The organism is Hymenobacter armeniacus (genome assembly GCF_014699055.1).
Lineage (GTDB): Bacteria > Bacteroidota > Bacteroidia > Cytophagales > Hymenobacteraceae > Hymenobacter > Hymenobacter armeniacus.
In genome coordinates, this window is the sequence record NZ_JACXAC010000007.1 from 136581 (window position 1) to 148317 (window position 11737).

The following is an 11737-nucleotide window of genomic DNA, read 5'->3' on the forward strand; positions in this document are numbered from 1 at the left end:
CGAAAAGCAGCCCGTGGGCGGTGGTCGCGTCGTTGAACTCGGGCACTGCAACACCAGAGGCAGAGAAATAACACGTTAGGCGTTGCGGGGCGGCCCGGGCTTGCACGGCAAGCCGACTACTACAGAAAACAGACTTTATGAAGCCATATCTTCTTCTAACGGCGTGGTTGGGCCTGGCGCTGGGCAGCTATTCGGCCGCGCAGGCCCAGACCAAAGCGGCGGCTCCGGGCACGCCCCCTGCCGCCGCGCCGCGCTACCAGGTGGGCAAACTGGCCACCGACCCGCTCCAGTACATCGCCGATGTGCAGAGCATGATGGCCAGCACCAAGAATGCCGCCGCCATGGCCACCGCCGCCCGCCTCAAAGAGCTGTGGGGCAGCAACCGCCTCACGTCGTCGCAGCAGGCGCGCATCGTGGCGCTGTCGCAAACCATGCTGGCCAAGCACTTCCGGCCCCGGCCGCACTTCGAGAGCTTGTTTGGGGCCATTGTGGGCGGCGCCACCAAGGCCAAGCTCAGCGACGCGCAGATGGACCAGTACCTCGACGTGCTGGGCCAGACCCTGGACAAAGAAGCCCCCACCGAAACCGAGAAATTCATCACCGCCACCAACCGATTCTTCAACGGCGGCTATCTCTATAAAACCGGCTACAACACGCTGCGCGCCGTGGGCGGCACGGTGTCGTTTGCGTACTCGCCCATCAACGCCCCGGTTTCCAACCTCGACTTTGGGGCGCCCGCGCCGGTGGTGAAAGAAGAGCCCCTGCCCGCTGCGCCCAAGCCGGCCGCCAAGAAGCCGGCCGCCAAGCCCGTGGCCAAAGCCGCTCCCAAGCCGGCCCCGAAGAAAAAAGCCAGCAGCAGCGGCTGGGACACTGCCGACCTGTGGTCGTCGCCCTCGGGCGGGGGCTGGGGTGATGCCGACGACGGCTGGGGCGCGCCCGTGAAAAAGAAGGCGCCCGCCAAAAAGCCGGTGGCCAAAGCCGCGCCCGCCGCCAAAGCCAGCCCGGCCGCCACGAAAACGCCGTCGGCCACGGAAGTAGCCGCCAAAGCGGCCGACTTTGAAACGCCCACCACCGGCTTCACGCCGTCGGCCACGCCGTATGAGGAATACCTGGCGCCGCCGGCCCGTGGCGCGGTGTTGGTCATCAAAGATGCCGACCTGTTCATGGCCTCGGCCGGCGACTCGGTGTTTTTGAAAAAGGTGAGCGGCACGGCCGTGCCCAATTCCAACCGCTTCATTGCCACGGGCGGGCAGTTTGTGTGGTCCATCAAAACCAATCTGGTGACGGCCGACCTGGCGGGTTTCGACTTCGACATGACCAAGCCGGAGTTCACGGCCCAGCCCGTGACGCTGACCTATCCGGCCCTGCTGGAAGCCCCCGTGAAGGGCGCCCTCAGCTACAAGGCCGTGCGCCGCAAGCCCGGCGTGACCGACAACGGCTACCCGCGCTTCATTTCCCTCACCAACGACGCCCGCATCAAGAGCCTGGGCGACAACATCACGTACCGCGGCGGCCTGTCGATGGCGGGCAGCAAGGTGCTCAGCGCCGCCCTCGACGGCTCGCTCTCCAACCTCACGGTGAGCCTCGACGGCAAGCCCAAGTTCAAGGCTGCGTCGCGGGCCTACGTGCTCGGCGACTCGTTGATTACGGCCAGCCGGGCCGGCATCACCATCTACCAGGGCGCCAAAGACTCGGTGACGCACCCCGGCGCGCAGCTTAAGTACAACAAGAGCAAGCAGCAGCTCAAGCTCTCGCGCGAGGAAGGCCTGTACAAGAACACGCCCTACAGCGACTCCTACCACCAGATGGAAATCCGGACGCAGGCCCTGACCTGGAACCTGCGCCAGCCCACGGTCGACTTCGAGGTGCTGTCGTCGAAAAACCAGCAGTCGGCCGATTTTGAGAGCAAGGAGTTCTTCACCAACAACCGCTACCAGCAGCTCAAAAGCATCAACCGGCTGCACCCGCTGCAGATGCTGGTGGGCTACAGCCAGGCCCACGGCAACGCCAAAACCATCAACGTGAGCGACCTGGCCCGCGACCTGCAAACCTCCGAAGCCAACATGCGCAGCGCCGCGGCCGGCCTCACGCGCGACGGCTACGTGGCCTGGGCGCCCCAAACCGGCGAGGTAACCATTCTGCCGAAAGGCTTCCACTACGTGGCCTCGGCCCGCGACAAGAAGGACTACGACCACATCGCCATCAGGTCCTTGTCGGGCTCGGGCCGCAACGCCACGCTCAACCTGAACACCAACGAACTGCTGGTGCGCGGCGTGGACCGGTTCAACTTTTCCGACGACTCGGCCACGGTATTTGTGAAGCCGGACAGCTCCATCATCCGCATCAAGAAGAACCGCAACATCGACTTCAGCGGCACGGTGGTGGCTTCGGCCATGCGCTTCAAGGGGCGCGAATTTAAGTTTGATTACGACGGGTTCTACGTCGACATGGCCAAGATAGACTCCATCGTCATTCGCAGCGAGGCCAAGGACGCCAAGGGCAAGCCCACCGGCAAGCGGGCCGACTTTGCCCTCACCAACAAAGGCAAGGTCTCGACCGGCCGCCTCTACCTGAACGACCCCAAAAACAAGTCGGGCCGCAAGAAAAAGCCGAATTATCCCTCGTTTGACTCCAAGAGCGGGGCCAATGTGTACTTCGGCAAGCAGGACGTGCTGGGCGGCGCCTACGACTCGACGCTGGTGTTCGACATTCCGCCGTTTAAGCTCGACTCGCTCAACGGCATCGGCAAGGCGGCGGCCGGGTTCGACGGCACCTTCCGTAGCGGCGGCATCATCCCCGACATCAAAACCAAGCTCACGGTGCAGCCCGATGGCTCGCTGGGCTTTATCTACGATGTGCCCAAGGACGGCTTTCCGCTGTATAAGGGCCGGGGCCGCGTGTTCAACAAGGTGAAGATGGACGGCAAGGGCCTGCAGGCCGACGGCCAGGTGAACTACCAGTCGGGCACGTTCACGTCGAACAGCTTCGTGTTCTACCGCGACTCGGTGGTGGCCGTGGGCAAAACCGGCGCCATCGCGGCCAAGAAAACCGACGGGGCCGACATTCCGAAGATGAACCTGCCCGCGGGCTACCTCATGAACTGGAAAGTGCGCCAGGACTCGATGTACCTGACCACACCGGCCAGCGGCGAAGCCATTCGCCTCTACTCGGCCCTCGACCCCAAAACCAAGACCACCACGGCCTACAACTTCAAAGGCACCGCCCTGCTGACGCCCAAAAACGCCGGCGGCGACGGCCGCCTCGACGGGCCGCAGTCGTTCATCAAGTCGCCGGAGTTCACCTTCAAGTCGGACAGCTACTCGGGCCGCAAGGCTTCGCTGAGCGTGAAATCGGCCGAGGCCAACAAGCCCGCCCTCACGGCCAACGACGTGGCGTTCGACTACAACCTGCAGAAAGGCTACGCCGACTTCAAGCGCGAAGACGGCAGCAAAGCCAGCATCGACCTGCCGTATTCCAAGTTCAAAACCACGCTGAGCGGCGGGCACTGGGACTTCAAGAAAAAGCAGGTGAAGCTGCGCGTAGCCGCCAATGCCGACTCCACCAAGTCGTATTTCTACTCCACCAACCCCGACCAGCAGGGCCTGAAGTTCAAGGCCGTCACGGCCACCTACGACCTGGCCAAGTACCAGATGAAGGTGGGCGGCGTGCCCTACATCGCCGCCGCCGACGCCTGGGTGTACCCCGATTCGGGCAAGGTCAACATCGGGGCCAACGGCAAGATTGGGCGGTTTAAGAACGCCACGGTGGTGCTCGACTCGCTGGCCAAATTCCACCGCTTGAGCAAGGGCAGCATCGAGGTGCTGTCGAAGGTGGCCTTCACGGGCACCGCCGAATACACGTTTAAGACGGCGCGCGACTCGGTGGCCCTGCGCTTCTCCAACTTCGAGCCCGACCCCGGCGCCGTGTTGGCCGGCGCCGGCAAAGGCAAAAAAGGCTTGTTGAGCCGCAAAAAGGAATCGGACCTGACCGATGAGGAAACCGGCCCCGCCACCCTGGCCACGGCCGTGGTGAACGCCAACAGCAAATTCCAGCTCACGCCGCGCATCGGCTACCGCGGCAACGTGCAGCTGAACTCGCAGCGCCGCGGCTTTGCCTTCGACGGCCAGGTGCAGCTGCAGTTTGGCAAAGACCGGAAATCGGCCGAGTGGATTGCGGTGAAAGACTCCATCGACCCCAAGAACTTCAGCCTCAGCCTGAAAGACATCAAGGCCGAAGACGGCACGCCGCTCGTGACCGGCCTCTTCGTGTCGGACCAGAGCAACAAGGTGTACCCGCTCTACGCCGCCACGGTGCCCAACCCCACCGACGTGCCCGTGTTCAAGGTGGACGGCGAGCTGCGCTACGACGACAAAAAGGGCATCTACAGCATTTCGCGCCGCGACCTGAGCGACGTGAATGCCTACGAAGGCGCCGCCCTCACCTACACCGACGAGACGAACTCGCTCAGCTTCCGCGGACCGATGACGTTCATCAATTCCACCAAAGACTACAAAATGGTGGCCAGCGGCGTGGGCACGGCCAACCCCGACAGCGCCCGCTACTCGGTAGACGCCCTGCTGGGCATCGACATCAACATGCCGCCCAAGGCCGTGGAGGTGATGGGCGCCGAGCTGGCCAAGGTCACCAAGGGTTCGGCCGAAGCGCAGGACGGCTCCACCAACGAGCTCTACAAGCTGGGCCAGTTCATTGGCGATAAGGGCGTGGAGGGCTACGCGGGCCACCGCGGCGCCGCCGACCCGCTCATCAAGCTCTCGCCCAAGCTGGCGCACACCCTTCTGCTCAGCAAGGTGAACCTGCGTTGGAACGAGAAGAAGCGCGCCTGGTACTCGGTGGGCGAGATTGGCCTAGCCGGCGTGGGCAAAACGGCGCTGAATGCGCTGGTGAACGGCTACGTGGAAATTCACCGCGAAAACGCCACCGACGTGGTAGAAGTCTACCTCGAGCCCGAGCCCCAGACCTGGTACTACCTGAAGTACGCCAACAACCTGCTCAAGGCCAAGTCGTCGAGCGAGAACTTCGACGCCGAAATTGGCGCCAAGCAGAAGGGCGACTACGAAACGGCCACCAGCTACGGCACCTTCCTGGGCGACTTCTCCGACGTGGACGCCTTCCGCGCACACTTCCAGAAGGACTTCCTGGGCAAGACCGGCAAGCTGGCCGCCCGCCCGGCCGCTCCGCCCAAGGAAACGTTTGACGAGGTGGACCCCAAGAAAAAGAAGAAAAAGGGCAAGGACGAGGACGCCTTTGGCGCGGACCCCAACGCCAACCCCGGCTCGCAGCCCGCGGAAGACGCCCCGGCGTCGACCAAGAAAAAGAAGAAGGCCAAGGACAACGACCCCTTCGGCGATGGCACCATCGACGAGCCGGCCCCCGCACCGGTGAAGGAAAAAACCAAAACCAAGGATAAAGCCGCCGAACCGGCCGCCGACGCCCCGGCCACCGAGGAGCCCAAAAAGGAGAAAACCAAAACCAAGGAAAAACCCGCCGAACCCGCCGCCGACGCTCCTGCTGCCGAGCCCGACCCCGCCCAGGCCAAGAAAGAAGCCGAGCGCCAGGCCAAGGAAGCCGAAAAGCTGAAAAAGGAGGAGGAGAAAAAGAAGAAGGAGGAAGAGAAGCGCAAGAAGAAAGCCGCCGACGACCCCTTCGGCGACAGCTAAGCGCCTCCGCCGGGCAAGACCAGAACGTCATGCGGAGCGCAGCCGAAACATCTCTCCCGAGTAAATAACCATTTACTATAGCACGCGAGATGCTTCGGCTGCGCTCCGCATGGCGTTCTTTTGTATCGTCCTTGACATCGACCCACCCCGCCCCATGCACTACCTCTACATTGCCCTTGCCCTTCTGGTGGCCTATTTGCTGGGCTCCATTCCCACGGCCCTGTGGGTGGGCCGCCGCTTTTTCAACCTGGCCGACATTCGCGAGCACGGCTCCGGCAACGCCGGCGCCACCAACACTTTCCGGGTGCTGGGCCCCAAAGCCGGCTCGGCGGTGCTGCTGGTCGATGCCCTGAAGGGTTTTGTGGCGGCGTATTTCCTGCCGAAGCTGCTGGTGGCCTACGGCGCCATCGCGCCCGAGCACGAGCTGTATTTCAAGCTGGCCTGCGGGGTGCTGGCCGTGGTGGGCCACATCTATCCGGTGTTTGCGCAGTTTCGGGGCGGCAAGGGCGTGGCCACCATCCTGGGCATGATGCTGGGCGTGGCGCCGGCCACGGTGGGCGTGTGCATGGGCATTTTCGTGGTGATGCTGCTGCTGTTCCGCTACGTATCCTTGGCTTCCATGACGGCGGGCGTGAGCTTCGCGCTGCTGCAATTGCTGCCCCAGTTTCGGCCGCAGCAGCCGTTCATGGTATACGTCGGCTTCGTGCTGGCGGCCCTGCTCATCTACACCCACCGGGCCAACATTGGCCGCTTGCGCGCCGGCACCGAAAGCCGCGTGCCGCTGTTTGGGCGGAAGTGAGGCAGGGTGCGTAGGGGAAACAATCGCCGTCGATACCGTTAGTTTTAAGCTATGTCCCGTTTTCTGGTAGCGTGTGCCTTGGCCATGTCGTGCGTTGTGTGGCCCGCTGCCGCGCAGAAATACAACGAGCCCCTGGGCCCGGCGCCGACGGGCTGGACCTGGCAGGTGCTGCCCGAAATCAAGGCCGCGATGCCGTTGCCAACGGGTTGGTACTATAAGGTGACGGGCGAGAAGGGCGCCCCCACGTATTACCTAACGCCCGAAGAAACCGGCGAAAACGACGAGTTTCAGGAAGGACTCTCGTTGCAGGTGGTGCGCAAGGCCAAAGCCAAAACCGGTCGCCCCGCCGCCGATTACGCCGAGTTGCTGATGATGCGTGCCGGCTTCGGCCCGGGCCAAACCCAGTTAGATAAGAATGCCACGGTAGAAGGCGCGTTTTACAAGCGCACGGTGCGCTACCGCGAGGCGCCGCCCGAGGCCGCTACCCACATCGTGTACCAACTGGCCCTGGCCAACGCCAAAACCGACACCCTCTACCTGCTCACGTTTGAGGCACCGGAGGCCGACTGGCCCGCCGCCTGGCGGGTAGGCGAGAAGATGATACAAGCGTGGGTGCTGGACGCGAAACAGTAGCCCTGCGTGTGCACGAATGCCGGCCACGGCATCACTGAGGCATTCCCCTCTCAACAACCATCCCGGATGCGACCACAAACCTGCTTGCTGCTAGCCGCCTGCCTGGCGGCCGCTGCCTCCAAAATGCCGCTGCGGGCCCAAACCGCGCCCGTGGGGGCGTTCCGCACCGAAGCGGAAGCGGCCCGGCACCAGGCCGGCTTCCTGGCGGCGGCTCAGAAACAAGGCTACACCTCGCGGCCCACGTTCTTCTACCGCAACCGGCTCGACGTGACCAAAACCCAGGCCCTGCGGCGCGAAGGAGTCGACCTGCTGCAGATGGACCGCCGCATCCTCATCGACGGGTCGTATGGCTACCGCGAGCAAACCCTGTTTGCCGACTGGGTGGTGCGCGGCATCGTGCTGGAAGAAACCGGCGATTCCAGCCGGCGGGTCTGTTTTCATACCACCTACAAAATCAAGGTGATGGAAGTGTGGCAGGGCCAGCTTAGCTCCGCAACCATCAGCGTGAAAACCGCGAACGGGCCCGTTGGCTCCTTTCGGCTGCACGTGGCCGAGAGTCCCGACTTCCACCTGGGCCAGGAGGTAGTGCTCTACCTCAACCGCTTCGACCTGGCCGGTTTCGCCGAAGCGGAAAAGCAAGGGTTCACCACTTGCGCCAGCAACGCGACCCCGGAGGACTTTCAGGTAAGCAAGGTGCTGCAGGTGCAGCCTAATGGCTACGTGGCCGGTGACGCCGGCTTGCCAGTGGCCAAGGTGCGCGCCGCCGTGCAGGCCATCAGCGCTGTGCTCGACAAGGAGCATTTCTACCAGAAAGCTTTCTGACGCTCCCGCTGTGCGCGGCTACTGCCCGGCAAACGTTAGCGGCACGGTGTACGCCACGGCCACGGGGCAGCCGTTTTGCATGCCCGGCTTGAGCGCCGGCAGCTGGCGCACGGCGGCCACGGCGGCCTCGTCGCAGCCCGAGCCGAGGCCTTTGGCCACCTGCACGTCGCGCACTACGCCATCGGCGCCGATGATGAACTTGACGAACACCCGCCCCGTGACTTTGGCCTGGCGGGCTGCTTCGGGGTAAAGCAGGTTTTTCTGCGCCGCGGCCACAATGGCACCGGCCCCGCCGCCAGCCGGCAGCTCGGGCATTTGTTCGGCGTATTGGTACACGCGGTTGGGGCCCGCCGAATACATTTTGGAAGGCTCCGGGTTGGGGTACCGAATAGTCAGAGGCATGCGCACGGCCACGGGCTTGCCCGCGCGCAGGGCGGGCTGCAGCTTGGGCAGCCCTTTGATGGCCGCCAGCACGGCCGCGGCGGCCACTGGGTCGGCGGGCTCGTAGCCGGGGTACTGCATCACCTGCGCGTCTCGGGTTTTGCCGGCGGCGTCTAGCACAAACGACACGTGCACCTCGCCGGAGGCACCGCTTTTAAGAAAATCGGCTGGATACACGGCCCGGCTCTGAATGAGTTCGGTGGCGGTGAGGACGTCGAACGAGCACGGCGTTACGTCGTTTGCCTCGTACACGGGGGCGCTGGATTTGGACACTTGGGCGGCTGCGGGCGCGCCCAGCGCCAGGCCCGCAAAAAAGGGCAGGAGCGCCCAAAAGGTTGGCTTCATGCCCTAAAGATACCGGGCGCCGGGGCGTAGCGGGAGCCGCCGTCTGCCGGCGTCCGTTACTTTTACCGGCGCATTCCCAACCCCCTAATTCTTGCTCCGCATGGCCACGTACCTCGCCGATAACCAAACCCGCTTCCTCAACGAGCTCATGGACTGGCTCCGGATTCCGTCCGTGTCGGCCGACCCCAAGTTCCACGCCGACGTGCTGCGGGCCGCCGACTACCTGAAAACCCGCCTCGAAGAAGCCGGCGTGCAAAACGTAGAAATCTGCCCCACGGCCGGCAACCCGATTGTGTACGGCGAATACATCGTTGGGCCGGCGGCCAAAACCGTTCTTGTGTACGGCCACTACGACGTGCAGCCCGCCGACCCCTACGAGCTGTGGACCTCGCCCCCGTTTGAGCCGGTCATCAAAGACGAGAAAATTTACGCCCGCGGCGCCTGCGACGACAAAGGCCAGGTCTACATGCACGTGAAAGCCTTCGAGATGATGATGCGCGACGGCCAGGGCGGCGTGCCCTGCAACATCAAGTTCATGTTCGAGGGCGAAGAGGAAATTGGCTCCAACAACCTCGAAATCTTCGTGCGCGCCAACAAGGAAAAGCTGAAAGCCGACGTCATCCTCATTTCCGATACCGGCATCTTGGCCAACGACGTGCCCAGCATTGAGGTGGGCCTGCGCGGCCTGAGCTACCACGAAGTGACCGTGACCGGCCCCAACCGCGACCTGCACTCCGGCCTCTACGGCGGCGCCGTGCAAAACCCCATCAACGCCTTGTGCGAGATGATTGCCAGCCTGCACGACGCCAACGGCCACATTACCATCCCCGGCTTCTACGACAACGTGAACGAGCTGAGCGCCGACGAGCGCGCCGAAATGGCCAAAGCCCCGTTCTCCGAAGAGGAGTTCAAAAAGAGCATCGGTCTGCCCGACAGCTACGGCGAAAAGGGTTACTCCAGCATGGAGCGCACCAGCATCCGGCCCACGCTCGACGTGAACGGCATCTGGGGCGGCTACACCGGCGAGGGCGCCAAAACCGTCATCGCCTCGCAGGCCCACGCCAAAATCTCGATGCGCCTAGTGCCCCACCAGACCTCGGCCGAAATCACCGAGAAATTCCAGCGGCACTTCGAAAGCATTGCGCCCCAGGGCGTGACCGTCGAAGTGCGCCCCCACCACGGCGGCGAGCCCGTGGTGACGCCCACCAACTCGGTGGCCTACCGCGCCGCCGCCGACGCCATGGAAACCACCTTCGGCAAGCGCCCGGTGCCCACGCGCGGCGGCGGCTCCATCCCCATCGTGGCCATGTTCAAATCGGAGCTGGGCCTCGACACCGTGCTGCTCGGCTTCGGGCTCGATTCGGACGCCATTCACTCGCCCAACGAGCATTTCGGGGTGTTCAACTTCCTGAAGGGCATTGAAACCATTCCGCACTTCTACCGCAACTACGCGGCGGCGCAGTAACACTCCTCCCAACAAAAAAGCCCGGCATCTGCGCAGATGCCGGGCTTTTTTGTTGAAATGACCGCGCCGTTAGCCGCCGAACGAGTAGGTCAGGTACAGCTGGAAAACGCTGTTGCGGACGCGGTTCTGGACCGTGGTAGTGCCCACCGTCACCTCCTTGGGCAGGTTGGTCAGCCCGCCGTTGTAGCGCAGGCCAATGCCGGGACCTGTTTTGCGCTGGTAGCCCAGGCCCACGAGGTAGCCGAAGTCGACGCTGTTGAGCTGGTCTTTCACGTCGGTGCTCACGTTGCCGAACTCATTTTTGGCCGAGAGCAGAAAGCCCACCTGCGGGCCGGCCTCAAAAAACAGCCCGTCGGCGTTCACGTGAAACGACAGCGGCACGTCGAGGTAGGAAACCCGCGTGCGGGCGTCGCTCACGTCCTTGTACTTGGTGCCCTTCTGCGAATAAATGACTTCCGGCTGGAACGCGAAGAGGCTACTGAGGCCAATGTTGGCAAACGCGCCGGCGTGGAAGCCGAACAGGCCTTCCAAGTTGCCGGCGTCTTTGCCCACATACGAAGCGTACGACGGACCCGCCTTCAGACCCAGCGACACGTTGCTTTGGGCCTGCGCCGCACCCGCCAGGCCGGCCACCAGGGCCAGGGTAGAAACAATTTTCTTCATGAGTTCTGCTGAATGGATAGGAGCCGCAAAGCTACGCCCGGGCTCCGCACTGCGGCCCGCTTAACGCCAAAAGCCCAGTTTCTGGTATAGAAACCGGGCTTTTGCGAAAATCAGCCAACGCCGCAAAGCCTTAGCTGCCGAATGAGTAGGCCAGCACCAGCCACACCGAGCTGGTTTTGAACTTGCCCGAGCCCAGCACCGTCGACGCGTCTTTTTTGAAGGTGTTGGACGCCCCGCCGTCGTAGCGCACGCCCAGCGAGGGGCCCTGCCCGAAGCGGTAGCCCACGCCCGCCACGTAGTTCAGCACCACGCTGTTCAGCTCGCTTTTCACGTTTTGCGCGTCTTCATTCACCGCCTTGATGGGGAAGCCCACTTGTGGGCCCGCCTCCAGAAACAGCCCGCCCACGCGGTAGCGGGCCAGCAGCGGCACATCGATGGAATTCACGTCGCGGTTCAGGTTTTCGTCGTTTGAAGTGTCGAAATAGCGCATCGTGTACAGCACCTCCGGGTGAAACGACCAGTTGTCGCTGAGGCCCACGTTGGCCGTGAGGCCGGCCTGGTAGGCCGAGTGGCTCACCGACGTGTACTGGCTGTTGCTCAGCAATCGGTCGCGGCCATAGGCCACGGTGAGGCCAATGGACGTGGCCTGCTGCGCCCGGGCGGCCCCCAGGGCGCCCACCAGCAGGGCAAGGGTAACGAGACATTTTTTCATAACGGAAAGGGAAAGATGAAGATTAAATGAAGTTGATTATGTGTGAGTTATGTGCGCGCGTGCCGTATACTCGCCGCCCATTGCCAGGGTTGTGGGCGCCGCGCCCCGCGCCGGCCGACGGGCACAAAAAAGCCCGGCACTGCAAGCAGCACCGGGCCAAAACGGAGAATCGAAGCGGC

8 protein-coding genes are annotated in these 11737 nt (G+C 63.5%); 5 read left to right on the top strand and 3 right to left on the bottom strand.

Annotated features, from left to right (window positions below; translation table 11 throughout):
- The first annotated feature begins 137 nt into the window (after positions 1-137).
- The 4 genes from IC234_RS20545 (at position 138) to IC234_RS20560 (ending at position 7932) form a co-directional block, all read left to right on the top strand.
- Positions 138-5678 (top strand): hypothetical protein, encoded by a 5541-nt coding sequence (locus IC234_RS20545; RefSeq protein ID WP_190928407.1) that lies wholly within the window; start codon positions 138-140, stop codon positions 5676-5678.
- A 154-nt stretch (positions 5679-5832) separates the two neighbouring features.
- Positions 5833-6477: a glycerol-3-phosphate 1-O-acyltransferase PlsY gene (gene plsY, locus IC234_RS20550; protein ID WP_190928409.1), complete on the top strand. Its 645-nt coding sequence runs from the start codon at positions 5833-5835 to the stop codon at positions 6475-6477.
- A gap of 51 nt (positions 6478-6528) precedes the next feature.
- Positions 6529-7110, top strand: coding sequence for a hypothetical protein (locus IC234_RS20555; RefSeq protein ID WP_190928411.1), 582 nt, complete (start codon positions 6529-6531; stop codon positions 7108-7110).
- A 66-nt stretch (positions 7111-7176) separates the two neighbouring features.
- Complete coding sequence (locus tag IC234_RS20560; protein WP_190928413.1) at positions 7177-7932, top strand: hypothetical protein; 756 nt, start codon at positions 7177-7179, stop codon at positions 7930-7932.
- A gap of 18 nt (positions 7933-7950) precedes the next feature.
- Here IC234_RS20560 and IC234_RS20565 read toward each other — a convergent pair whose 3' ends face one another.
- Complete coding sequence (locus IC234_RS20565) at positions 7951-8718, bottom strand: energy transducer TonB (RefSeq protein WP_190928416.1); 768 nt, start codon at positions 8716-8718, stop codon at positions 7951-7953.
- Positions 8719-8818: 100 nt separating this feature from the next.
- Here IC234_RS20565 and IC234_RS20570 point away from each other — a divergent pair, with 100 nt between their 5' ends.
- Entirely contained in the window at positions 8819-10183 is a 1365-nt protein-coding gene (locus tag IC234_RS20570; protein ID WP_190928418.1) for a dipeptidase, read from the top strand.
- A gap of 69 nt (positions 10184-10252) precedes the next feature.
- Here the strand turns inward: IC234_RS20570 and IC234_RS20575 are convergent, their stop codons facing one another.
- Positions 10253-10846: a porin family protein gene (locus IC234_RS20575; protein WP_190928420.1), complete on the bottom strand. Its 594-nt coding sequence runs from the start codon at positions 10844-10846 to the stop codon at positions 10253-10255.
- Between the two features lie 130 nt (positions 10847-10976).
- Positions 10977-11558 (bottom strand): porin family protein, encoded by a 582-nt coding sequence (locus IC234_RS20580; RefSeq protein ID WP_190928422.1) that lies wholly within the window; start codon positions 11556-11558, stop codon positions 10977-10979.
- Positions 11559-11737: the final 179 nt, after the last annotated feature.

Coding starts and splice junctions, on each gene's coding strand:
- IC234_RS20545 (WP_190928407.1), top strand. CDS start 138: ATGAAGCCATATCTTCTTCTAACGGCGTGGTTGGGCCTGGCGCTGGGC.
- IC234_RS20560 (WP_190928413.1), top strand. CDS start 7,177: ATGCGACCACAAACCTGCTTGCTGCTAGCCGCCTGCCTGGCGGCCGCT.
- plsY (WP_190928409.1), top strand. CDS start 5,833: ATGCACTACCTCTACATTGCCCTTGCCCTTCTGGTGGCCTATTTGCTG.
- IC234_RS20555 (WP_190928411.1), top strand. CDS start 6,529: ATGTCCCGTTTTCTGGTAGCGTGTGCCTTGGCCATGTCGTGCGTTGTG.
- IC234_RS20565 (WP_190928416.1), bottom strand. CDS start 8,718: ATGAAGCCAACCTTTTGGGCGCTCCTGCCCTTTTTTGCGGGCCTGGCG.
- IC234_RS20575 (WP_190928420.1), bottom strand. CDS start 10,846: ATGAAGAAAATTGTTTCTACCCTGGCCCTGGTGGCCGGCCTGGCGGGT.
- IC234_RS20570 (WP_190928418.1), top strand. CDS start 8,819: ATGGCCACGTACCTCGCCGATAACCAAACCCGCTTCCTCAACGAGCTC.
- IC234_RS20580 (WP_190928422.1), bottom strand. CDS start 11,558: ATGAAAAAATGTCTCGTTACCCTTGCCCTGCTGGTGGGCGCCCTGGGG.